Source organism: Pseudomonas sp. Ma2-10 (genome assembly GCF_054330215.1).
The window spans coordinates 343,380-366,147 of the sequence record NZ_JBTEYL010000003.1; the positions used below are offsets into that span (position 1 = coordinate 343,380).

Genomic DNA, 22,768 nt, shown 5'->3' on the forward strand with positions numbered 1-22,768 from the left:
CTCAATCAGCAGTTTATGCGGCTGATGCCCAGTGGTCGAAAGCTCGTCATCGGGGTTCCTTTCCTGTGGCTGTGCCTGTTTTTCCTGTTGCCGTTCTTCCTGGTGATGAAGATCAGCTTCTCGGAAGCGGCCCTGGCCATTCCTCCTTACACAGAGATCTACACCTTCGCCGAGCAGAAATTTCAGCTATTGCTCAACATCGGCAACTACTCGCTGCTGACCCAAGATGAGTTGTACATCTCGGCCTACTTCGGCTCGTTGAAGGTCGCGTTTTTAAGCACGCTGATGTGCCTGGCGCTCGGTTTCCCGATGGCCTACGCGATCACCAAGGCCAACAAGGAAACGCAAAACGTTCTGCTGCTGCTGATCATGATGCCGACCTGGACCGCGATCCTGATCCGCGTTTATGCGTGGATGGGCATCCTCAGCAACAACGGTTTGCTCAACTCATTCCTGATGTGGACCGGGCTGACGTCGCACCCGATCGAGATGCTCAACACCAACACGGCGGTGTATATCGGCGTGGTGTATGCGTATCTGCCGTTCATGGTATTGCCGCTGTACGCCAACCTGGTCAAGCACGATCAAAGCCTGCTGGAAGCCGCTTCGGACCTGGGCTCGAGCAACTTCAACAACTTCTGGAAAATCACCGTACCCCTGGCCAAGAACGGAATCATCGCCGGCTGCATGCTGGTGTTCATTCCGGTGGTCGGTGAGTTCGTGATCCCGGAGCTGTTGGGTGGCCCGGAGACCCTGATGATCGGTCGCGTGCTGTGGCAAGAGTTCTTCAATAACCGCGACTGGCCGGTGGCCTCTGCCTTGGCGGTGGTGATGCTGTTGATCCTGATTGTGCCGATTCTGCTATTCAACCGCAGCCAGGCCAAAGAGATGGAGGCACGGGGATGAAACGCTTCGAGTTTTCAAAGTTCATGCTGATTTTCGGCCTGTCGTTTATTTACCTGCCGATGTTGATTCTGGTGATTTACTCGTTCAACGCTTCCAAACTGGTGACGGTGTGGGGCGGCTGGTCGGTGAAGTGGTATGTCGGCCTGGCCGACAACTCGCAACTGATGGGCTCGGTGGTGCGCTCGCTGGAAATCGCCTGCTACACCGCAATTGCGGCGGTGGCGCTGGGAACGTTGGCGGCCTTTGTGCTGACTCGCGTGACTCGCTTCAAGGGCCGCACATTGTTCGGTGGCTTGGTGACAGCGCCGCTGGTGATGCCGGAAGTGATCACCGGTCTGTCGCTGTTGCTGCTGTTCGTGGCAATGGCGCAGTTGATCGGTTGGCCAATGGAGCGTGGCATCGTCACCATCTGGATCGCGCACACCACCTTCTGTGCGGCGTATGTGGCGGTGGTGGTTTCGGCGCGCTTGCGCGAGCTGGACTTGTCCATCGAAGAAGCGGCCATGGACCTCGGGGCGAAGCCGTTCAAGGTATTTTTCCTGATCACCATTCCGATGATCGCACCGTCACTCGCGGCCGGCGGCATGATGTCGTTTGCCCTGTCTCTGGATGACTTGGTGCTGGCGAGCTTCGTGTCCGGACCGGGCTCGACGACCCTGCCGATGGAAGTGTTCTCGGCGGTGCGTCTGGGCGTGAAGCCTGAGATCAATGCCGTGGCCAGCCTGATTCTGCTCGCCGTCTCGATCGTAACCCTCATGGTCTGGTACTTCAGCCGCCGCGCCGAAGCCACCCGTAAACGCGCGATTCAGGAAGCGATGGACCAGACCGCCAGCGAATCCTGGCAGCAACCTAAAAAGCAAATGGTAGAAACGACGGCCTAGCGCCGTCGCGTTTTACGGTTTTGCATGATTTTCATAACAAGAACTGAATAAAAAGATTGGAGTTGTACCGATGAAAATGTTTGGCAGGACTCTGCTGACACTGTCCTTATTGGGCGCGATGGCCACCGGCGCCCAGGCCAATGACAAGGTACTGCGCGTCTACAACTGGTCGGATTACATCGCCCCGAACACCGTCAAGAAATTCGAAGACGAGACCGGCATCCGCGTGACCTACGATGTGTTCGACAGCAATGAAACCCTCGAGGCACGGCTGCTCGCCGGCAAATCAGGCTACGACATTGTCGTGCCGTCCAACAGTTTCCTGGCCAAGCAGATCAAAGCAGGTGTCTATCAGGAACTGGACAAATCCAAGCTGGCGAACTGGAAAAACCTCAATCCGGCGCTGCTGAAAAATGCTTCCGCCAGCGACCCGAATAACGGCCATGCCTTCCCATACATGTGGGGCTCGATAGGCATCGGTTTCAACCCGGAGAGGGTCAAGGAAGTGCTCGGCACGAACGCGCCAACCAACTCCTGGGACTTACTGTTCAAGCCGGAAAACGCCGCCAAGCTGAAAGCGTGTGGCATCAGTTTCCTTGATTCGCCGACCGAAATGCTCCCGGCCGCCCTGCACTATCTGGGCTATCCGGTGAACTCTCAGGACAAAGATCAGATCGCCCAAGCTGAAGCGTTGTTCATGAAGATTCGCCCTTCGGTGGCGTACTTCCATTCCTCGAAATACATCTCGGACCTTGCCAACGGCAATATCTGCGTGGCAGTCGGTTACTCCGGCGACGTGCTGCAAGCCAAGGCCCGCGCCCAAGAAGCGGGCGATAAGGTGAAGGTCAATTACAGCATTCCCAAGGAAGGCGCGGGCAGTTTCTACGACATGGTCGCTATCCCTCGGGACGCATCGAACGTCGAGAACGCGTACCTGTTCATGGACTTCCTGCTGCGCCCGGACATCATCGCCGAGATCACCAACAACATCGGCTACAGCAATGCCAACGCGGCGGCCACGCCTTTGGTGGATGAAGCGATTCGGGATGATCCGGGGTCGTATCCGTCGCCGGCTGTGATGGCGACGCTGTATGCCATTCCGGACATGCCGATTGGCGTTCAGCGGATGATGACCCGTGGGTGGACGCGGGTGAAACTCGGCAAATAACTCGTAACGATCAGTTACCGGTGTCAACGATTTCCGTTCACGCAGCGCCTTACCACCGCTGCACTCCTATCTGTAGAACGGCCTCACCTGGCTTCCTCGGTTAAGGTGAATGTGGGCGGTGTCGCGGACTCTGGCACCAGCATTCGGTAATCACGCATCAGCGTCAGATGCGGCCGAAACGCCTTCGGCGATTCCTCAAACCCGAACGGCAGCATTGCCTGCTCCGGCGCGAGCACCAACACCCCTGCCCTGCGCCAGACATCCAGCCGATCAAGCGCAACCCTCAAAGGCACACCCGGCGTTCGAATATTGGCAGCGACCGTACAGATATCGGCTATTTTCGCCACCTCGACAGCGCCCAAAAACATCAACGTCAGATGAAAGTTCTCCACCGGTACCGGGCGTCCACACCTGAGCTCAAGTGCTCTGCGCCATTGGGCGATGGCCCGACGTTGCGAGGGTGTGCAGTTGAGGGCAAAAAACAGTCGTTTTAACGGCTCATGGGATTCGTCGCTCATACCTGGCACCTCCTCACATCCACGTTATAGTTCATGCAAACGATTCAACTGGAGGGGGCCATGCGAGAGATCATCAGCAAGGAACCATGGTGGGCCGTGCCACCCAAACCTGGCCAGGATGAGTCCGAGCTGGAATGGGGCTGGCTGGTTCATTACAACGAAGGTGAACCGCGCTTCGAGTTCGTCAACGAACGGCCGACAGACAGCGAGATCCGTAATCGCAAGAGTTGCAAGACCACCCCGTCGCCGGAGTGAACCTGTCGTTGCTTTCAGGCTTTTACGATCATTTCGAAGTCGCTCTCCTTGGGTTATGGGGCGATCTGCGGGTCAGTCGGCCCCCAATCGACAGCTCCGCCGCCCGAACTGACCGACGGCACTTGCGCGCTCCCCGCCAGATTGCTCTCGATTTGCGCCGCCATGTACAACGTACCGGCCATCACGCCGGTGGTTGGGTTTTGCACCAGCTTCAACCAGGCCTTGTCGAACGTGTTACCCAAACTGCTGCGAATCAGTGCCTCGCTGTCAGGCCGATCATTGGCCTGGATCATCGCGCGAATCCCCGCCACACCCACGGAAATCAAGCCCCCGGCCAATTTTCCCGCTGCAGCGGCCACTGCACTGACCGCACCTCGCGGGACCATTTCGGCTTCCATTCGTTGACTGGCGCGTTTGGCCACCGGCGCCATGGCGATGTCTGTCGAATCAACACCCATGTCGCCACCGGCCTTGTGGACTTTTTCGATCAGCGCTGCATAGGCCGGCAACGTATTTAGGGGCTGGGTGTGCACGACCTGATAAAGCGAGGCGTCCCTGGCGGGAGGCGGCCCCAAGGCGATGGCGGGGATGTTGCGCAGACGTCCGTTGAGCTGAGCCATCGGTACGCCGTGGCGCTGAGAGATTTTCTGCAGTTCTTCCTGAAGGATGTCCACGTAAAACGCCGTTGCCAGGCCGAGAATCGCGTCGGGATCGATCTCCACCGCGACCGGTGCCAACACGCGCTGTTGGTATTGCTCCAGCAGATAGGCCGCCAAGCGCTTGGCCGAGACATCTTGCTCGCCCTTGGCGCTGAGGGTGTACCAACTGACCTTCATCGAGAGCCATTCCTGAGTCCAGTAACTGCTGAACCATGGAATGAAGTTTTCTTCGGTCAGTTGATAGACACGCGTTCGCCAGTAATCCATGGCACCGCGCGCGTAAATTTTGGTCTGCTCGGTGGCCGATTGCGACGCCACGACAATCTCCCGATCCACCAACTGCCAGGTGCTCCGGGAAATAATCACCGGCACCACTTCCACCGGGGCACGCGCAGGCATGGCGCATCCCGCCAACACCACCAACACGGCGACGATCAGCGAACGCAGGTTCAAGATCGCGGTTCTCTCGGGTTGAAATCAGATCAAGGGCTATATGCCTGAGTATAGGTGGCTGCCCACACGGGGGCCGGAACAGTCAGCGATGACCCCTCCTTCACTTATGTCGATATTCACCATCGGCGCGAATCATGATGATCCATCTGCTGACCTGCCTGGCACGTCCTGGCCGTGAGCTTTGCGGTGTTGGGCAAAACTTCGAGGCGTTGCTGATACCGGCAGCCGCCAACCATTTCAACAACGAAGTGGTCGGGCTTAATGATCACTTTCGGTTTCTGAATGATGTACTGGTCGAGCATCTGCTTGAGATCGAGTTGGCCCAGGCCAGGCCACGGTCGGCGCGTCAGTTCACGTTTTAATCAATGATTTGCTGCTGCGCGCACACCTCCCGAAGGCAACCCCGCAACCAGCGATGCACAGGATCGGCATCCAGCCGCGGATGCCAGAGCATGGCGACAGTGAACGCCGGCAGAGACAACGGCAACGCAAAACTGTGCAGGCCGGCGCGCAAATTGGCGGTGTGCCGTTCGGGAACGCTGGCGATCAGATCGGTGTCCCGGGCGAGTGCCAGTGCGGTGGAGAAGCCTGCGACGACGATTGCGATCTGCCGATCCAGTTTCAGGGGCTCAAGGGCTTCATCAATGGGGCCTCTGTCGAGCCCGCGCCGAGAGACGCCGATGTGGCTGCCCGCCGCATAACGCTCGGGGGTTATCTCGCCTTCGCTCAGCGGATGCCCCCTTCGCACGACGCCAATGAAACGGTCCCGAAACAAGCCCTGCGTGCGCAACTCCGGCCCGGCGCTCTTCCCCACCACTCCCGTTTCCAGATCGACCGTGCCGTCGCGCAGTGACGTGCTGTCTTTGTCGGGTTTGTGCATGAAGCGCAGCCGTACGCCTGGGGCTTGCTCGGCGACGCGGGCAATCAGGTCCGCGCCAAAATTCTCCACAAAGCCTTCACTGGTGCGCAGCGTGAACATGCGGCTCAGCTGGCTGAGGTCGGGTTGCTCGGCCGGTCGAAGGACCGCTTCTGCGTCCTGCACCAGTTGACTGACCCGCTCGCGCAGTTCCAGCGCTCGCGGGGTGGGCACCAGACCGCGCCCGGCCCTGACCAACAGCGGATCGCCAGTGGTTTCACGCAATCGCGCCAGTGCCCGGCTCATCGCCGACGGGCTCAGCCGCAAGCGTTTGGCGGCGCGCGCCACGCTGCCTTCGGCGAGCAGCACATCCAGGGTAATCAGCAAGTTGAAATCGGGAGTGGACATGCAGCGCCCCGCGGAAGAGTGATATGGCGTTGAACGCACACGTTAACTGCAAACGGTGCGCCTTCCGCCATGTTAGGTCGGCGGGTAGATTTCTGATAGCTCCGCTTCGGGAGTGGCCAGAAAAGAGGAACAGCATGAAATCAATCAGTGCAGTCGCAGAACGTGCGCAACAGACACCGTCGACTCGGTGGACGCTGGCCAGTCTTTCACTGTCGATGCTGCTGTCCTCGCTGGGCACCAGTATCGCCAATGTGGGTTTGCCGACGTTGGCCGAAGTGTTCAACGCTTCCTTCCAGCACGTGCAGTGGATCGTCCTCGCCTACCTTCTGGCCATCACTACCCTGATCGTCAGCGTCGGTCGGCTCGGTGACATGGTGGGTCGTCGGCGGCTGCTCTTGGCCGGCATTGGCGTGTTCACGCTGGCGTCGGCATTGTGCGGCTTTGCACCCACGCTCTGGATGCTGATTGGTGCCCGGGCACTGCAAGGACTCGGCGCGGCAATCATGATGGCGCTGACCATGGCCTTTGTCGGCGAGACGGTAGCGAAGGCAAAAACCGGCAGCGCCATGGGCTTGCTCGGGACGATGTCGGCGATAGGCACCGCGATGGGGCCGTCACTCGGTGGCCTGCTGATTGGCGGGTTCGGCTGGCGGGCGATCTTCCTCATCACCGTACCGTTGGGTTTGCTGACGCTGGTGCTCGCGCATCGCTACTTGCCCGCCGATCGCCAGAAGCCTAAAACCGACCGCGCCGGCTTCGACTCGCTGGGCACTCTGTTGCTGGCGTTGACCCTCGCTGCTTATGCGCTGGCCATGACCCTTGGGCGAGGCAGTTTCGGCCCGCTTAACATCGCCTTGCTGTTAGCGGCGGGCGTCGGCGGCGGCCTCTTTGTGTTCGTCGAAGCACGAGTCACCTCTCCGTTGATTCAATTGGCGATGTTGCGGGATCCATTGCTCAGTGGCGGTCTCGCCATGAGCCTGCTCGTCGCGACAGTGATGATGGCGACGCTCGTGGTCGGGCCCTTCTACCTCGCCCATGGGCTGGGGCTCGATGCCGTTCGGGTTGGATTGGTCTTGTCGGTCGGGCCGTTTGTCGCGGCGCTGACGGGAGTGCCCGCCGGCCGTATTGCCGACCGCGTTGGCGCCCAACGCATGACCCTCATCGGGCTCATCGCCATGGCAGCCGGGTGCCTCACGTTATCGGTATTGCCGGAGACGTCAGGCATCGGCGGCTACCTCTTGCCCATGGTCGTGATAACTATCGGCTATGCGCTGTTCCAGACAGCTAACAACACGGCGGTCATGGCGGAGGTTCAGCCGGACCAGCGAGGCGTCATCTCCGGCCTGCTCAACCTGTCGCGCAATCTGGGGCTGATCACAGGTGCGTCCGCCTTGGGCGCGGTATTCGCGCTCGCATCGGCCTCGGTCGACATTGCAACGGCGCGACCCGAAGCCGTTGCCAGCGGTCTGCGGATCACCTTCGCCGTGGCGCTGGTGTTGATCGCTGTCGCACTGGCCATCGCGCTGGGAAGCCGCGCGGTGCCTGGGGGATGTACAAGGAATCGCCAACGTTGATTCAATGACGTGGGCCACTTCCGCCCCGGGATGCGAATGCTTGGGGGGGGCACCACACCCGGCTCGAAATCAACGAGAACCTGGATCACCTCACGCCCGGCAACGTCGAGGTCCTGGCGCAGCCGATCGGTGCGATGAAGACCCGTCTGCCAGCTCATTACGGGAGGCGCCTCCTCAGCTTGAGGGATCCTCCGCCAAAAACGAGAAAAGCCCTGCAAGCGTAAACCTGCAGGGCTTCTCGGTCAGGCTGACCATCTCATTAAGCCCGCACAAGACGGGCTTTGAAAATCGAGTAGGTGGCCGGCGCTGGTCTCCGGCTTACAAGGTTTATCAGGCCTCCCACAGAACAGTTTTGTGCTGTCCTGCTTCACACGGCATAAGGGCTGGATCTCAGCGCGGAGATCTTTCTAACCGTGTACCCTTCGGAACGCGCCCCACGTTTCCTCGCCATCCGCTTGCGCATCAGTCTGCGTCTTCACCTACAACTTCAAGAGTAGTACAAACTCCAAAGCGCAAGGCGGGCTTTTTAGAACGATTTTGTCCTGTAGCAAGCGTGACAGGATGGAAAAATGCTATCGCGCGTCACTTGGGGTACACGCGCTTTCGTCTCACCGGGTCGTGCCTGCCGTTCACGGATCGGTGATTTCCTTATGACGTGGCACCAGATAGGCCAGGGGTCAAAGCCGGGCACGACGCGCAGGTGGCTAGGGCCGGGGCGCAATGCCTGAACTGAGCCGAACCGATTTGAGCAGAGCAATGAAATAGTCGGGCCGTGTGATAAACGGCCCGACGTTCGTTTTCGATCACTGCCCTTCAGCAAGTTTCGCCTTCGGTATCCGCAGAGCGCGCCAGGCAATTAAAATCGCCATGAGTGCCAAGCCGAACGTCACCCACGAAACCAGATTAATTCCACCCTCGAAGGCACTTCCCGCCTGCGTCATCAGCGCTTGTGCTTGATCCTGCGACAACTGCACCGCTACATGATGAGCACCCGATAGCGTCTCACTCGCCAGCATCGTCTGCACCTCGCTCAAAAAGCCCGGCAACTGCAATGCACCGCGATAGTAGGCCGTGACGAGACCACCGAGCACCGTCGTCCCCAAAACCACACCCACTTCATAGGCCGTTTCACTAATGGCCGACGCCGCACCCGCCTTTTCCGGCGGTGCAGCCGACAAAATCACATCGTTGGATACCGTCGCGATCGCGCCCACGCCAATGTTCAGCAAGGCAAAAGCCACCACCAGAACGATCAGACTGCTGCCGATGCTGGCGACCAACAAAAACGCCACCCCAGCAAACGCCATCAGAATCGGTACCAGCACATGCACCGGTACTCGCCGCGCTACTGGCACGACGGCCATTCCCACTACGATCGCCATGATCTGACCAGGTACTAACGCAAAGCTGGCATTCAACGGTGACATCTGAAGAACGATCTGTAAGAACTGAGTGGTAAAGAACACAAAGCCGACGAGGAACGCGAGGCTCATCAGATTGATGAGTACCGAGCCGCTAAAGGTGCCACTTCGGAACAGACTCAGATCCATCAGCGGCACAGGCAGACGTAACTGCCGATGCACAAACCTCCATCCAGCCACCATGCCGATTACACATGCTGTCAGTGCCATCCAGTCGAGACCATTACTGGCGCTGTGTTTAATGCCATAAACGATGGCACTGAGGGCAACCATCGATTGCAGGATACTTAGCGGATCCAATGGCCCTGAACAGTCTTTCTCGGACTCAGGCAACAACACCGGTCCCAATACCAACAACGGCACCAATACAGGTATCGCCAATAGGAAAATCGCCCCCCAGCTGAAAAACTCCAGCAAAACCCCACCGACCAAAGGACCGAGCGCTGATCCTACCGTCAGCGTTGTTGCCCAGATCGCGACAGCTACTCTGCGCTCCTCTCGATCCAGGAACACCGAACGTATCAATGCCAACGTCGAGGGCATCAACATCGCACCGAAAATCCCCATGCACGCTCGCCCGGCAATCAGTTGCATGGCCGTATGGGAATAGGCGGTCAGCACCGACACAATGACAAAACCCAAAGACCCGGCCAGTAACAACTTTCGATGACCGATTCGATCGCCCAGACTGCCCATCGACACCAGTAATCCGGCCAATACCAGCGAATAGGCATCGATCATCCATAACTGCTGACTTGCGCTTGGACTCAGGGCTTCGGCAATCTTTGGTAACGCGAATCCAAGCACCGTATTGTCTACGGTCACCAGTAGCACTGGCAGCATCAGCACGCTAAGGGCTGACCATCGTTTTGATTTTTCTCTGTGTTTCGCTGTATCACTTATTAACGGCATTGCTCCACGCTCCTTATTTCCCTCAAAGTATTCACGGGAGATTTCGCAATGCACCCGTGAAACGAACCCTGCGCGCTTCCATGGCGAGGGTTTAAGAACGTAACGTTCAACGTAAGAAAATTAACTTTTCTCGCGGAAAAACAGATCACTTCTATAATTTCGTTACATCACAATTCAATCGGCTATTTGTTTCATATTGTTTGATAGCACTGATGGGCTGAAAGTCCTTCTCCGTCTGCCCCGCCCCAAAAGCAAGCGCCCCAAACAATCTCGGGCGGAGGAAACGCACAGATGCCCCGTCTCACCGCGAAAGACTTTGCCCCGGAACTGCTCGAACTCTACGACTACTACGCCCACGGCAAGATCAACCGTCGAGAGTTTCTGGATCGGGCGGCGTTGTTCACTTTGGGTGGCTTGACGGCCAGCGCGCTCCTCGCGGCCCTGAGTCCGAATTATGCGCTCGCCGAGCAGGTTGAATTTACCGACCCCGACATCGTTGCCGAATACATCACCTATCCCTCCCCCAAGGGCCACGGGCAGGTTCGTGGTTATCTGGTGCGCCCGGCGAAAGCCACCGGCAAGGTACCGGCGGTGGTGGTCGTGCATGAAAATCGCGGGCTCAACCCGTACATCGAAGACGTCGCGCGGCGTGTGGCCAAGGCAGGCTTCATCGCCCTCGCCCCCGATGGCCTGACGTCAGTGGGCGGCTATCCCGGTAACGACGACAAAGGCCGGGAGTTGCAGGCGACCGTCGCCCCGGAAAAACTTATGAACGACTTTTTCGCCGCCATCGAGTGGTTGATGAAGCATGACGCGACCAGCGCAAAAGTCGGCATCACCGGGTTCTGCTACGGCGGTGGCGTCGTCAATGCGGCGGCCGTGGCTTATCCGGAACTGGGGGCGGCCGTGTCCTTTTATGGCCGCCAGCCAGAGGCCAAGGATGTCGCCCGAATCAAGGCACCAGTGATGCTTCACTACGGCGAATTGGATACGCGCATCAACGAAGGCTGGCCTGCCTATGAGAAGGCGCTGAAGGCTGCGGGCAAAACGTATGAGGCGTACATCTACCCCGGCGCCAACCACGGTTTCCATAACGACTCCACGCCTCGATACGATGACGCCGCGGCAACGCTGGCCTGGGACCGGACGCTGGGGTGGTTTCGACGGTACCTGGCTTAAGGGTGAAGCTGAAGTCTGCTTTGACAGTGTTGCCAGATTCCGCATGAAGGGAGGGTTTCGAACAGCTGACGAGTCAGCTGCTCAAACGCGCCTCAATAGGTCACGTCTCAATCACATCATCCGCCCAACTGATGGCCGCAACGACGGTGGGGAAACCGATCGTGCTGGTCAGTGAGATCAGCGTGTGACGGATCTGCTCTGGTGTAGCGCCCGCCTTCAGTGCGCGTCGGGTATGACTGTGCACCGCCCCCTCCGAGCGGATGGCCGCCGCGGCACCGAGCTGGATCAACTGGACAACGATCTCTTCCAGTGGGCCGGTATGACGCACCGTCGTACCCAAGGCCTCCACGGCAGCCAAGTAATCCGGGTACTGCTGTTCGAGACGTTGGTAGGTGTTGTGCGCTTTCTTCTTGGTCATGTTTGTTTCCTCGCGTTGGAGGGCGATCAATTCGCGCCTTTGCGCCCGAGTCATCAGGCTGCGATTTACGAAATCTGCACACCGCAGCAGTAGGCTACGCTTACAGCAGCTCATTGCACACGATGCTCACGTCTGCAGGTTTTGGTTTGTTCTGGGGAGCGTCTGCAACAGCTATTTCAGACAGCCCCAAACAGTTCACGCAGGACTACGTGATGACCGAGCCTCTCCTCAGTTTCGACCAACTCAAGCGCGCCGCCGCCTCCGGCGAGATCGATACCGTTCTTGTCTGCATGGTCGACATGCAAGGCCGACTGGTCGGCAAACGATTCCAGGTCGAGTTTTTCATCGACAGCGGCCATGAAGAAACCCATTGCTGCAATTACCTGCTGGCCGACGACATCGACATGGAGCCGGTGCCGGGTTACGCCGCGGCCAGCTGGAGCAAAGGCTATGGCGACTTTGTGCTCAAACCCGACATGACCACATTGCGACGGGTGCCCTGGCTTGAGTGCACGGCGCTGGTGCTCTGCGATGTGCTCGATCACCACCATCGGCGCGACCTGCCACACAGCCCGAGGGCGATCCTGAAAAAACAGGTCGAGCGATTGCGCGAGCGCGGCTACACCGGCATGTTTGCTTCGGAACTGGAGTTCTATCTGTTCGACGAGAGCTACGAGGCCATCCACGAGCGCAACTACCACAAGCCGAAGACCGCCGGTCACTACATCGAGGACTACAACATCCTGCAGACTACCCGCGAAGAGCCGGTTCTGCGGACGATTCGCAAGCATTTGCAAGCCAGCGGCATTCCCGTGGAAAACTCCAAGGGTGAATGGGGGCCAGGCCAGGAAGAAATCAATATCCGTTATGCCGATGCGCTGACCATGGCCGACCACCACGTCATCATCAAGCACGCCTGCAAAGAGATCGCGCAACTACAGGGCAAGGCGATCACGTTCATGGCCAAGTGGCGTTATGACGCCGCCGGTTCCAGCAGCCACATCCACAATTCGCTGTGGGACAAGAACGGTAAAAAGCCGCTGTTCTTTGACGCCAAGGCTGAGTTTGGCATGTCGAAACTGATGCGCTCCTGGGTGGCCGGGCAGCTCAAATATGCCAACGACATCACCTGCTTTCTCGCGCCCTACATCAATTCGTACAAGCGCTTTCAGGCCGGCACTTTTGCACCGACCCGGGCGGTGTGGAGTCGGGACAATCGCACTGCGGGCTTTCGTTTGTGCGCAGAAGGCAGCAAAGCCATCCGCATCGAATGTCGCATTGGCGGTGCCGACCTCAATCCTTATCTGGCCTTCGCCGCCTTGATCGCTGCGGGGCTGGCCGGTATCGACGAGAAGCTCAGCCTCGCGCCGCCCTTCGAGGGCGATGCCTACGCCGACGAACACTTGCCTGAAGTCTCGAAGACCCTGCGCGAAGCTTGCTCCGCACTCCAGGGCTCGACCATGTTGCGCGCGGCGTTCGGCGATGAAGTGATCGATCATTACGTGCACACCGCCGAATGGGAGCAGAAAGAGTACGACCGGCGGATCACCGACTGGGAACTGCAGCGCGGATTTGAGCGCTATTGAGACCGCCATCATGACGTCAACGATTCAACTCATCTCCCCAGTCGATGGCCGGGTCTATGCCGAACGCCGCTGCGCCGATGCAGCGCAAATCGACCAGGCGCTGGCGGTGGCCGAAGCGGCCCAGGCGCAATGGAAACGCCGGCCACTGAGCGAACGCGCCGCCTTCTGCAGCGCCGCGGTGGACGCGATGTTGGCCATGAAGGCTGACATCGTGCCGGAACTGGCCTGGCAGATGGGCCGACCGGTGCGCGTTGGCGCGGGCGAACTGCGCGGTTTCGAAGAGCGTGCCCGCCATATGATCGCCATTGCGCCTGAAGCGTTGGCAACGATTGAACCCACGCCTGTCGCCGGTTTTCGACGCTGTATCAAACGCGAGCCGCTGGGAACGGTATTGGTCGTCGCCCCCTGGAATTACCCCTACCTGACGGCAGTCAATACGATTATCCCGGCACTGATGGCCGGCAACAGCGTCATCCTCAAACATGCGTCGCAAACGCTGCTGGTGGGCGAACGGTTCGCCGAGGCCTTTCGCCGTGCCAATCTGCCCGATGGATTGTTCCAGAACCTGCTGCTGAGTCATCTCTATACCGGAGCGATCATTGCCTCTGGACGCGTGCAGCAGGTGAACTTCACTGGCTCGGTCGAAGCCGGAAAATCCATGGTACACGCTGCCGTCGGCGGTTTCCTCGGCGTGGGCCTGGAGCTCGGAGGCAAAGACCCGGCCTACGTCCGGGCCGACGCCAACCTCGACCCTGCAGTGGAAAATCTGGTAGATGGCAGCTTCTTCAACTCCGGGCAGAGCTGCTGCGCCGTGGAGCGCATTTATGTCGATGAAAAAATTTACCCGACGTTTATCGAACGCTTCGCCGCCTTGACTCGCCAATACGTGCTGGGCAACCCACTGGACGAAGCCACCACGCTCGGTCCGCTGGTGACACCGGCCGCCGCTGATTTCGTTCGTGGGCAGATCGCCGATGCGCTGTCAAAAGGTGCAAAGGCACTGATCGATCCAAAGGATTTTCCTGACGACGTGCCGGGCAGCGCCTACCTCGCACCGCAAGTATTAGTCGACGTCACCCATCAAATGTCGGTGATGCGCGAGGAAAGCTTTGGCCCCGTGGTCGGCATCATGCCGGTGGCCAGCGACGACGAAGCCATCGCCTTGATGAACGACAGTGAGTTCGGGCTCAGCGCGTCCATCTGGACGCAAGACCTTGCCGCCGCCGAACGCCTGGGTAACGAGATCGACACCGGCACCGTGTACATGAACCGCTGCGATTACCTGGACCCGGCCCTGGCCTGGACCGGAGTGAAGAACAGCGGGCGCGGCGTCACCCTGTCGCGCCTGGGTTATGAAAATCTGACCCGAGCGAAATCCTTCCATTTGCGCCACGAGATCTGAGCCATGAGCCTGACCGCGAACTGGAACTACCCCACAAGCATCCGCTTCGGTGTCGGCCGCATCGCCGAACTCGCCGAGACCTGCCGCAGTCAAGGGATCCAGCGACCATTGCTGGTCACCGACAGTGGCCTGGCGCGAGCCCCGATCACCATCGCAGCGCTGGACGCCTTGTGCGCCGCCGGCCTTGGCGTCGCGCTGTTTTGCGACCTTAAACCCAATCCGGTCGAAGCCAACCTGGCGGACGGGCTCGACGCCTGGCGCGCCGGCGTTCACGATGGCGTGGTCGCCTTCGGCGGTGGCAGTGGCCTGGACATGGGCAAGCTCATCGCCTTCATGAGCGGCCAGACCCGCCCGGTGTGGGATTTCGAAGACATCGGCGACTATTGGACCCGCGCCGACGAAGGCGGCATCGCCCCGGTCATTGCGGTGCCGACCACGGCGGGCACCGGCTCCGAGGTGGGCCGTGCCGCAGTGATCATTGATGAGCGTACGCACACCAAACGCATCATCTTCCACCCGAAGATGATGCCGCGCGTGGTCATCAGCGATCCGGCCCTCACCGTTGGCATGCCGGCCAAGGTCACCGCGGGTACTGGCATGGATGCGTTTGCGCATTGTCTGGAATCGTATTGCGCCCCCAGTTTTCATCCCATGGCCGAAGGGATTGCGGTGGAAGGCATGCGCCTGGTCGCCAATGCCCTGGTGCGAGCCGTACACACGCCCTCGGACCTGGAGGCGCGCGCGAAAATGCTCGCGGCGGCCGCGATGGGCGCTACCGCTTTCCAGAAAGGTCTGGGCGCAATGCACGCCCTCTCACATCCGGTGGGCGCCCTTTACGATACCCATCACGGCATGACCAACGCCACGTTCATGCCCTATGTCCTGAAATTCAATCGCCCGGCCATCGAGGAACGCATCACCCGCCTCGCGGCTTATTTGCGCCTGCCCTCTCCCGGCTTCGACAGTTTCCTGGCCTTCGTCCTCAAGTTGCGCAAGGACATCGGCGTGCCGCACACGCTGGTTGAACTGGGGGTGGATGATCGGCAGGCAGACCTGATTGCGGACATGGCGATTGTCGACCCTTGCGCCGGCGGCAACCCGTTGCCATTGACTCGAAATGGCGCGACAGAGATTTTCGAAGCGGCATACCACGGCCGTCTATAGCGCAGTTGTCTGCGCCGTTGGCGCGGAACCTGAGGGCACTATGATGTATCGCCAAGGCTACTCGACACCGGACATCGAGAAGGCCGATGACGAACTGATGGTCGCCAGCGTTCAGCCAGTCGACGAAAACGCAGAGCCATTGGCCCGAGCGAATCTGAAACCCCGGTCAGTAACACGCATCATCCGGTTGCCTGAGTGATGCGGTGCTTAAGCGACATAGATCAGCTCTCAGCGCAAATGATTGCGTCGTGACTGGATTCAGCGGCCAGCTTCAATCGGTCAGATTTACTAATGTATTTAGACTTGCTTGACGGAGCCAATTTGGCACTGGCTTTTTTGGCGTGAGCCTTTAATAACTGCGTTATTTTTTTTCGACGATTCATACTTTTCTACTCGGTTTGTAATTTTCTGGATGATATCAGCTTGCGGTTTGCGCAAAAAAACAGAAGCGACCGCGGGGCCATGGAAAAAGAAGGGTTTACCAGGTACTCGAAGGAGTGGTGGCACCTCACATACAGCGGGGAAGGTTCTCCGAAGTCCCGAACAGGAATACACGCACCTTCGCGAACGCTGGCAGACGGGCGCCCCCTTGTTACATCACTGTTACGCAGGCTGTTACTTCATGATCTTCACCTGCGCCAACGACCCTCCTGACTGTAACGCCAAGACACTTTGCCGCACTGCGCGCCCCGCCTACCGTGAAGCCGTCAATGTGCTTACAGGGTCGTGACAGCACCGCCCGCCACCCGTCACGGGAGGCATGGGAAAACGTCACGGATGCTGCCTGATCGCGGGTCGGATCCGAAGCCCGCTGCCCATTGATTGTCCAATACTCAACCAAGGAAGAGGGAAACCATGAGTCAGTCAAACACAGTCAGTAAACAACGCGAGCTACTGCACAAAGACGTGCAAGAGGCTTTCAAGTCGTTCCAGAGCGTCGCCCCAACGGCCCTGAAAACCACCGATTACAGCAAGGTGCTGACGTCGACCCTGGCGGCCACCCAAAAGTCGGTGAAGATACAGATCGCCGCCGGTGATCTGACCCAGCTCAAACAATCAGGCTACAAGCTGTGCTTTGCCAAGAAGGTCGGCAATGAAGCCTATAACGTGGTCTGGCAGTCCTACGTCCAGTACCTGAGCAACAGTACTTTCAGCTGGACGCCCCAGTATCAGTTGTTCGGCGCCAACTCTTTCCAGGCCAACGTGCAGGTTGATGTGTCGACCAACATCGTCAATATCGGGCTGGGCCAACAGTCGATACTCGACAGTTCGGGCCTGCTGGGTTCGGCGACGAGTGGTGGGGCCGACACCTCCATCACCCTGGTGAACAACTACGGTGCGATCCACCCCGGCATCAGCCAATTGTCCACGGGCATCGATGGCAAGCAGATCAGCACGCCCATCTACGTGGCCTCGGCACAAGTAGTCACCGGCCAGACCGTGCTAACCCCCGTCGAGACCATTCTGGTGTGGTTCGAACAGAGCGTGCAGACCAGCACCATGTTCAGCACCTCGCGTTCGCAATCGATCGAAATCGACCTGACCTTTGAGAACAGTGCGACCCGCCTCTACTCTGGCGGTAGCTGGACTGTCGTGTAACACCAGCATCCAGGGGCAGCCTGGTGGTTGCCCCTCTGTTCATCAATCGTCACTGCCACCCCGGGTGAAATACCCCGTCAACGACTGACAGATGGACTCAGCCAGATCTTCCTGAGTGGCAATGCCATAGGGTTGATTGCAATCGAACTGCTCTGACCAGCGAATGCGGCCCTGAGCGACATCAATCAGGCGTACCGAGGCCCGGACACGAGCCGACTCCACCCGCACGCTGCCTTCCAGAGAATAACTCCCCCGTCCTGTCCGCCCCTGGTCCGGTGTTTTCACGCTGCTTCGCGGCACCTTTATCAGCACATGACTGGCGCGGGTTTGGGTTTGTTCAAACGACTCGAACAGCCTGCAGCTCAACTCTTCGCACAACCCCCGGGTAAAGTCGTCGCCATCGCGGGTGATGCAGGTAAACGGCTGGAGTTGCAGGACAGGGTGACGAATAGCGATGCCTTTGGATCTGAGTCGCTGGTACGCCAGCCGATAACAACCGGCCGGTATGCTCAGACTCACCGGGTCCTGTTGACCAAACGTGGCGTAATGACTGGCGAGTTTGCGCCGCAATCGGCCAATCTGCACCCGCACCACCGGATCATCGCCGGTGCAATAGACCGCCGGATCACGGCGAAACACCGCAATGCCGATGGCGTGTTCGGTAAGGGGGATGTCCGAGAGCTGAAGGTCGTGCTCGACCAGAAAGCGTAGCAGGCTGCCCATGCGCCGTGACTTGGCGAACAACGGGCTGGCCAACAACAGCCCGAGCACCCGCTCCACCTCTTCCCGAGCGAGAGGCTCTGGAACGATGTCTGCACTTGCATTGCCAATGTGCTTGATCATCACAGCCTGCCTCCTTGCAGGTAACCGCCTGTCGCCCGCCCCCTTGATGGCCATGATCGGCTTGAGCGCTGCCAGACGTAGCGTAGCAGTTGCAATCGGGGCGGGAAGATATTGCAGGGGCGGGAGGTCCCGGCCATCGACGAAGGAACACCCCAGCAAATTCGTATACCCTATCTGCAATTCATTCCGAACGATCACGACCGTGGCCCTGACAAAACTCAACGCTCCCGACCTTGGCAATTCGCCTTCGACGTCGGAAATCATCACCCGTCATCTGCGTGACGCCATCGTTGCCGGGCATTTCGCCGAGGACGAGCCGATTCGCCAGGACGACATTGCCCGCCAGTTCAACGTCAGCAAGATTCCGGTGCGCGAAGCCCTCAAGCGCCTGGAGGCCGAAGGCCTGGTGATGTTTCAGCGTAATCGCGGGGCGATGGTCACCCGGGTTTCCGATGCAGAACTGGCGCAGATGTTCGAAGTGCGCATGCTGCTCGAAGACAAGGTGCTGCGCCTGGCCATTCCGAACATGACCGAAGACACCTTCGCCCGTGCCGAACGCATCTGCCAGGAGTTCATCGGCGAAGATGACGTGGGGCGCTGGGCCGAGCTCAATTGGGAGCTGCACGCCTGCCTTTACGAACCGGCGCAACGACCGTTTCTGGTCGGCCTGATTCGCTCGGTCAACGACAAGCTGGAGCGCTACCTGCGTATGCAGATGAGCCTGTCGGCCGGCAAGGCGCGCGCCGATCACGAACACCGGGAAATCCTTGCGGCCTGTCGCGCAGGTGACGTCGACCGGGCGGTAAAGTTGCTCGACGAGCACATTGCTGGCGTCTGCAAAACCCTGTTCGAGCACCTGCCTCATAGTCACTGACGCTCGCTGCACTGTGCCGATTTCGTCATCGGCACTGGATAAAACCATCAAGCCGGCATGCCCTCGCACAGGCCACTCTTTCGTTCACTCATCTGAACGGGCGTGGCCAACTTATGAAACGCATCACCGTGATCGACTCCCACACCGGCGGCGAACCGACCCGTCTGGTGACCGCCGGCTTTCCTGATCTGGGCACCGGCAGCATGGCCGAGCGTCGACAGCGGCTGGCCGAACAGCATGACCATTGGCGCGCGGCCTGCGTGCTCGAACCACGGGGCAGTGACGTGCTGGTCGGCGCCCTGCTTTGTGAGCCGGTGGACCCGAGCGCCTGTGCCGGCGTGATTTTCTTCAACAACAGCGGTTACCTCGGCATGTGCGGCCACGGCACCATCGGCCTGGTGGCCTCGCTGGCGCATCTGGGCAAGATCGGCCCGGGGGTGCACAGCATCGAAACCCCGGTGGGCACGGTGCAGGCGACGCTGCACGAAGACCATTCAGTGAGCGTGCGCAACGTGCCGGCCTACCGTTACCGCAAAGCGCTGTCACTGCAGGTACCGGGTATCGGCCAAGTGACCGGCGATGTTGCCTGGGGTGGGAACTGGTTTTTCCTGATTGCCGAGCATGGCCTGCGCGTGGCGGGCGATAACCTCGATACGCTCACCGCCTACACCTTCGCCGTGCAGCAGGCACTGGAGGCTCAGGGTATTCGCGGCGAAGACGGCGGCTTGATCGACCATGTCGAGCTGTTCGCCGATGACGAGCAGGCCGACAGCCGCAACTTCGTCCTCTGCCCCGGCAAGGCCTACGACCGCTCACCCTGCGGCACCGGCACCAGTGCCAAATTGGCGTGCCTGGCGGCCGACGACAAATTGCAGCCGGGACAGATCTGGCGTCAAGCCAGTGTCATCGGCAGCGAGTTCGAGGGCTCCTACGAACTTCAGGGCGAGCGCATCGTGCCGACCATTCGCGGCCGTGCCTTTATCAGCGCCGAAGCCAGCCTGATCATTGACCAGGACGACCCGTTCGCCTGGGGCATTCGTCCGTGAACGAGGGCCTGATGGCCGATGTAATCGTGATTGGTGCTGGCATCATCGGCGCCGCTTGTGCCCGGGCGCTGGCGAGTCGCGGCTTGCGCGTGCTGGTGCTGGACGCCGGCCTGCCCGGCGCCACGGCGGCGGGCATGGGCCACTTGTTGGTCCTCGACGACAACCCGGCCGAACTGGCCCTCAGTCAATATTCTTTGCAACGCTGGCGCGAACTGGCACCAGCCCTTCCCGATGGTTGCGCCTACCGTTGCAATGGCACGCTCTGGCTGGCAGCCAATGCCGAAGAAATGGCCGTCGCCCACAGCAAATACCTGAATTTGCAGGCCCAAGGCGTGGCCTGCGAGTTGATCTCCCGCAGTGCCTTGCACCAACGCGAACCGGAACTGCGCAAGGGCCTTGAAGGCGGTCTGCTGATCAATGGCGACGGCATTCTTTACGCCCCGGCGACCGCCAATTGGATGCTCGACACACCGAACATCAGCCAACGCCGCGCGCGGGTCAGCGAAGTCGACGGTAATCGCGTGCGGCTCGACGACGGCCACTGGCTGAGCGCCGAAGCGGTGATTCTGGCCAACGGTATCCAGGCCAACGCGCTGTGCCCCGAGCTGCCGATCGAGCCGAAGAAAGGCCACCTGCTGATCACCGACCGCTACCCTGGCAAAGTCACCCACACCCTGGTGGAACTTGGTTACGTCACCAGTGCCCACAACGCCAGCGGTCCCTCGACGGCGTGCAATATCCAGCCTCGGCCGACCGGGCAACTGTTCATCGGCGCCTCGCGACAATTCGGCACCACCGACCCGCAAGTCGAGGGCTGGATGCTGGCGAAAATGCTCCGGCGTGCCACTGACTACATGCCGGGGCTGGCTCAGCTCAATGGTATCCGCGCCTGGACCGGTTTTCGCGCTGCCAGCCCCGACGGTTTACCGCTGGTGGGTCAGCACCCGCAACGCAAAGGCTTATGGCTGGCGGTCGGTCATGAGGGCCTCGGCGTGACGACCGCCCCCGGCACCGCCGACCTGCTGGTCGCGCAACTTTTCGACGAAACGCCGCCACTGGCCGCACAACCGTATCTACCGCAACGTTTTCTCGGAGAGCCCGTTTATGCCTGAATTGATGCTGGACGGACGTGCCCTGCGGGTCGCCGAGGGCACCAGCGTCGCCGCAGCCCTGGCCTTGGGCGGCGATGGCTGCACGCGCACATCGATCAGTGGCCAACGCCGCGCCCCGCTATGCGGTATGGGCATTTGCCAGGAATGCCGGGTGACCATCGACGGTCGACGGCGCCTGGCGTGCCAGACGCTGTGCCGTGATGGCATGCACGTGGAGACTCAAGCATGAGCGAATACGCCGACCTGCTGATCATCGGCGCCGGTCCCGCCGGCATGGCCGCTGCGCTCGCCGCAGCCCCTAGCGGTGCGCGCATCGTCCTGCTCGATGACAACCCGCTGCCGGGCGGGCAAATCTGGCGTGACGGGCCTCAAGCCAAGCTGCCGAACTCGGCGCGTCAGATGCGCAAGCGACTGGAAGCCTGTCGCAATATCCGCCGTCACTCGGGTACTCGGGTGATCGCCTGCGCCGGACCGAAACAACTGCTGGTCGAAGACGCTGATCGTGGCTGGCTGATCGACTACGACAAATTGATTCTGTGTACCGGCGCCCGCGAATTGCTGCTGCCCTTCCCCGGCTGGACGCTGCCCGGCGTGACGGGGGTTGGCGGCCTCCAGGCATTGATCAAGGGCGGGCTGCCGGTGCAGGACGAACGCATTGTGATTGCAGGCAGCGGACCGTTATTGCTCGCCAGCGCCGCCACCGCCAAACACAACGGCGCCCGGGTACTGCGCATCGCCGAGCAGGCCCGTGCGGCCGCTGTCGCCAGTTTCACCGCACAACTGCCACGCTGGCCCAACAAGCTGATGCAGTCGGTCACGTTGTTCGACCACCATTACCGTACCGGGACCCATGTACTGGCCGCCTTGGGCAATGAGCGGCTGGAAGGTGTGCGCCTGCAACAGCAAGGGGAAATTGTCGAACTGGCATGTGATCGCCTGGCCTGTGGCTTCGGTCTGATACCCAACACCCAACTCGGCCAAGCCCTGGGCTGCGAACTCGATGGCCAAGCGATTGCCGTCGATGCCTGGCAGACCACTCGCCGCGCCGATCACTACGCGGCAGGTGAATGCACCGGTTTCGGTGGCAGTGAACTGGCGCTGGTCGAAGGCGCCATCGCTGGCTACGCCGCCGTCGGTGACCTTGATTCGGCCCGAGCATTGTGGCCGCGCCGTGCGCGCTGGCAGGGTTTCGCCAACGCCCTCAACAGGGCATTCACGCTCGATCCGACACTCAAGTCGCTGGCGCAACCCGACACCCTGGTGTGCCGTTGCGAAGACGTGCCTTACGGGTTGCTTGCCGAGCACACTGACTGGCGCGACGCCAAACTGGCCAGCCGCTGCGGCATGGGCGCCTGCCAGGGCCGGGTGTGTGGCGGCGCGTTGCAGCACCTGTTCGGCTGGCAACCTTCGGCACCACGACCACCCTTCAGTCCGGCGCGGATCGAGACCTTGCTGTGCCTGGACGACACCCCGCCGGCCTGAATGCCGGCCCGGGGCTTTCGGCTCCGTCGCCGAGTCTTTATGATCCCGAGCA

Annotated in this window: 22 protein-coding genes and 3 pseudogenes; 17 read left to right on the forward strand and 8 right to left on the reverse strand. The window is 60.2% G+C overall.

Features of this window, described 5'->3' with window-relative positions; all coding sequences use genetic code 11:
• Window positions 1-24 precede the first annotated feature (24 nt).
• The 3 genes from ACXPVS_RS06675 (at window position 25) to ACXPVS_RS06685 (ending at window position 2,955) form a co-directional block, all read left to right on the forward strand.
• Window positions 25-906, forward strand: coding sequence for an ABC transporter permease subunit (locus tag ACXPVS_RS06675; RefSeq protein ID WP_458509302.1), 882 nt, complete (start codon window positions 25-27; stop codon window positions 904-906).
• On the forward strand, window positions 903-1,787 hold the full coding sequence (locus ACXPVS_RS06680) for an ABC transporter permease subunit (RefSeq protein ID WP_458509212.1): 885 nt from the start codon (window positions 903-905) through the stop codon (window positions 1,785-1,787). The genes ACXPVS_RS06675 and ACXPVS_RS06680 overlap by 4 nt, the downstream gene beginning before the upstream one ends.
• Window positions 1,788-1,857: 70 nt before the next feature.
• The gene (locus ACXPVS_RS06685; protein ID WP_458509213.1) at window positions 1,858-2,955 is read left to right on the forward strand and encodes a polyamine ABC transporter substrate-binding protein; all 1,098 of its coding nucleotides are present in this window, start codon (window positions 1,858-1,860) and stop codon (window positions 2,953-2,955) included.
• A gap of 101 nt (window positions 2,956-3,056) precedes the next feature.
• On the opposite strand, the pseudogene ACXPVS_RS06690 reads toward ACXPVS_RS06685, so the two are convergent.
• A pseudogene (locus ACXPVS_RS06690) lies at window positions 3,057-3,473 on the reverse strand (2'-5' RNA ligase family protein); the annotation flags it as partial.
• A 60-nt stretch (window positions 3,474-3,533) separates the two neighbouring features.
• Here ACXPVS_RS06690 and ACXPVS_RS06695 point away from each other — a divergent pair.
• Window positions 3,534-3,728 carry a hypothetical protein gene (locus ACXPVS_RS06695; RefSeq protein WP_458509214.1) on the forward strand — a complete coding sequence of 65 codons (195 nt, stop codon included), beginning with the start codon at window positions 3,534-3,536 and terminating at the stop codon, window positions 3,726-3,728.
• 53 nt (window positions 3,729-3,781) lie between these two features.
• Here the strand turns inward: ACXPVS_RS06695 and ACXPVS_RS06700 are convergent, their stop codons facing one another.
• Window positions 3,782-4,840, reverse strand: coding sequence for a hypothetical protein (locus ACXPVS_RS06700; protein ID WP_458509215.1), 1,059 nt, complete (start codon window positions 4,838-4,840; stop codon window positions 3,782-3,784).
• Window positions 4,841-4,974: 134 nt separating this feature from the next.
• Between ACXPVS_RS06700 and ACXPVS_RS06705 the strand changes: the two genes are divergently transcribed.
• The gene (locus tag ACXPVS_RS06705; RefSeq protein WP_458509216.1) at window positions 4,975-5,202 is read left to right on the forward strand and encodes a hypothetical protein; all 228 of its coding nucleotides are present in this window, start codon (window positions 4,975-4,977) and stop codon (window positions 5,200-5,202) included.
• Here the strand turns inward: ACXPVS_RS06705 and ACXPVS_RS06710 are convergent.
• The gene (locus tag ACXPVS_RS06710) at window positions 5,199-6,104 is read right to left on the reverse strand and encodes a LysR family transcriptional regulator (RefSeq protein ID WP_458509217.1); all 906 of its coding nucleotides are present in this window, start codon (window positions 6,102-6,104) and stop codon (window positions 5,199-5,201) included. The genes ACXPVS_RS06705 and ACXPVS_RS06710 overlap by 4 nt on opposite strands.
• A gap of 134 nt (window positions 6,105-6,238) precedes the next feature.
• Here ACXPVS_RS06710 and ACXPVS_RS06715 point away from each other — a divergent pair, with 134 nt between their 5' ends.
• On the forward strand, window positions 6,239-7,678 hold the full coding sequence (locus ACXPVS_RS06715; RefSeq protein WP_458509218.1) for an MFS transporter: 1,440 nt from the start codon (window positions 6,239-6,241) through the stop codon (window positions 7,676-7,678).
• Here ACXPVS_RS06715 and ACXPVS_RS06720 read toward each other — a convergent pair.
• Window positions 7,673-7,896 (reverse strand): annotated as a pseudogene (locus ACXPVS_RS06720) (cupin domain-containing protein); the annotation flags it as partial. The gene ACXPVS_RS06715 and the pseudogene ACXPVS_RS06720 overlap by 6 nt on opposite strands.
• 585 nt (window positions 7,897-8,481) lie before the next feature.
• Window positions 8,482-10,011, reverse strand: a complete 1,530-nt coding sequence (locus tag ACXPVS_RS06725; protein ID WP_458509219.1) for an MFS transporter — start codon at window positions 10,009-10,011, stop codon at window positions 8,482-8,484.
• Between the two features lie 291 nt (window positions 10,012-10,302).
• On the opposite strand from ACXPVS_RS06725, the gene yghX reads away from it, so the two are divergent.
• Complete coding sequence (yghX, locus tag ACXPVS_RS06730) at window positions 10,303-11,190, forward strand: YghX family hydrolase (protein ID WP_458509220.1); 888 nt, start codon at window positions 10,303-10,305, stop codon at window positions 11,188-11,190.
• A gap of 100 nt (window positions 11,191-11,290) precedes the next feature.
• Here yghX and ACXPVS_RS06735 read toward each other — a convergent pair whose 3' ends face one another.
• The gene (locus tag ACXPVS_RS06735) at window positions 11,291-11,608 is read right to left on the reverse strand and encodes a carboxymuconolactone decarboxylase family protein (RefSeq protein WP_458509221.1); all 318 of its coding nucleotides are present in this window, start codon (window positions 11,606-11,608) and stop codon (window positions 11,291-11,293) included.
• Between the two features lie 212 nt (window positions 11,609-11,820).
• On the opposite strand from ACXPVS_RS06735, the gene ACXPVS_RS06740 reads away from it, so the two are divergent.
• From ACXPVS_RS06740 to ACXPVS_RS06755, 4 genes and pseudogenes are all read left to right on the forward strand, one after another.
• Window positions 11,821-13,194, forward strand: coding sequence for a glutamine synthetase family protein (locus ACXPVS_RS06740; RefSeq protein WP_458509222.1), 1,374 nt, complete (start codon window positions 11,821-11,823; stop codon window positions 13,192-13,194).
• 10 nt (window positions 13,195-13,204) lie between these two features.
• The gene (locus tag ACXPVS_RS06745) at window positions 13,205-14,596 is read left to right on the forward strand and encodes an aldehyde dehydrogenase family protein (RefSeq protein ID WP_458509223.1); all 1,392 of its coding nucleotides are present in this window, start codon (window positions 13,205-13,207) and stop codon (window positions 14,594-14,596) included.
• 3 nt (window positions 14,597-14,599) lie between these two features.
• On the forward strand, window positions 14,600-15,760 hold the full coding sequence (locus ACXPVS_RS06750) for an iron-containing alcohol dehydrogenase (RefSeq protein WP_458509224.1): 1,161 nt from the start codon (window positions 14,600-14,602) through the stop codon (window positions 15,758-15,760).
• A gap of 40 nt (window positions 15,761-15,800) precedes the next feature.
• Window positions 15,801-15,956 (forward strand): annotated as a pseudogene (locus ACXPVS_RS06755) (VOC family protein); the annotation flags it as partial.
• 25 nt (window positions 15,957-15,981) lie between these two features.
• Here ACXPVS_RS06755 and ACXPVS_RS06760 read toward each other — a convergent pair.
• Window positions 15,982-16,143, reverse strand: a complete 162-nt coding sequence (locus tag ACXPVS_RS06760; RefSeq protein ID WP_458509225.1) for a DUF2986 domain-containing protein — start codon at window positions 16,141-16,143, stop codon at window positions 15,982-15,984.
• A gap of 472 nt (window positions 16,144-16,615) precedes the next feature.
• On the opposite strand from ACXPVS_RS06760, the gene ACXPVS_RS06765 reads away from it, so the two are divergent.
• Window positions 16,616-17,359, forward strand: a complete 744-nt coding sequence (locus tag ACXPVS_RS06765; RefSeq protein WP_458509226.1) for a hypothetical protein — start codon at window positions 16,616-16,618, stop codon at window positions 17,357-17,359.
• 42 nt (window positions 17,360-17,401) lie between these two features.
• Here the strand turns inward: ACXPVS_RS06765 and ACXPVS_RS06770 are convergent, their stop codons facing one another.
• Window positions 17,402-18,205, reverse strand: coding sequence for a hypothetical protein (locus ACXPVS_RS06770; RefSeq protein WP_458509227.1), 804 nt, complete (start codon window positions 18,203-18,205; stop codon window positions 17,402-17,404).
• A gap of 199 nt (window positions 18,206-18,404) precedes the next feature.
• On the opposite strand from ACXPVS_RS06770, the gene ACXPVS_RS06775 reads away from it, so the two are divergent.
• The 5 genes from ACXPVS_RS06775 to ACXPVS_RS06795 all read left to right on the forward strand — a co-directional run bounded on the left by ACXPVS_RS06775 (window position 18,405) and on the right by ACXPVS_RS06795 (window position 22,716).
• Window positions 18,405-19,076 carry a GntR family transcriptional regulator gene (locus ACXPVS_RS06775; protein WP_458509228.1) on the forward strand — a complete coding sequence of 224 codons (672 nt, stop codon included), beginning with the start codon at window positions 18,405-18,407 and terminating at the stop codon, window positions 19,074-19,076.
• A gap of 113 nt (window positions 19,077-19,189) precedes the next feature.
• Window positions 19,190-20,122 carry a 4-hydroxyproline epimerase gene (locus tag ACXPVS_RS06780; protein ID WP_458509229.1) on the forward strand — a complete coding sequence of 311 codons (933 nt, stop codon included), beginning with the start codon at window positions 19,190-19,192 and terminating at the stop codon, window positions 20,120-20,122.
• On the forward strand, window positions 20,119-21,234 hold the full coding sequence (locus ACXPVS_RS06785) for an NAD(P)/FAD-dependent oxidoreductase (protein ID WP_458509230.1): 1,116 nt from the start codon (window positions 20,119-20,121) through the stop codon (window positions 21,232-21,234). Before ACXPVS_RS06780 ends, ACXPVS_RS06785 begins: the two co-directional genes overlap by 4 nt.
• A complete protein-coding gene (locus ACXPVS_RS06790) occupies window positions 21,227-21,463 on the forward strand; it encodes a (2Fe-2S)-binding protein (protein WP_458509231.1) in 237 nt (78 codons plus the stop codon). The genes ACXPVS_RS06785 and ACXPVS_RS06790 overlap by 8 nt, the downstream gene beginning before the upstream one ends.
• Window positions 21,460-22,716, forward strand: coding sequence for an FAD-dependent oxidoreductase (locus tag ACXPVS_RS06795; protein ID WP_458509232.1), 1,257 nt, complete (start codon window positions 21,460-21,462; stop codon window positions 22,714-22,716). Before ACXPVS_RS06790 ends, ACXPVS_RS06795 begins: the two co-directional genes overlap by 4 nt.
• The last annotated feature ends 52 nt before the right edge of the window (window positions 22,717-22,768 follow it).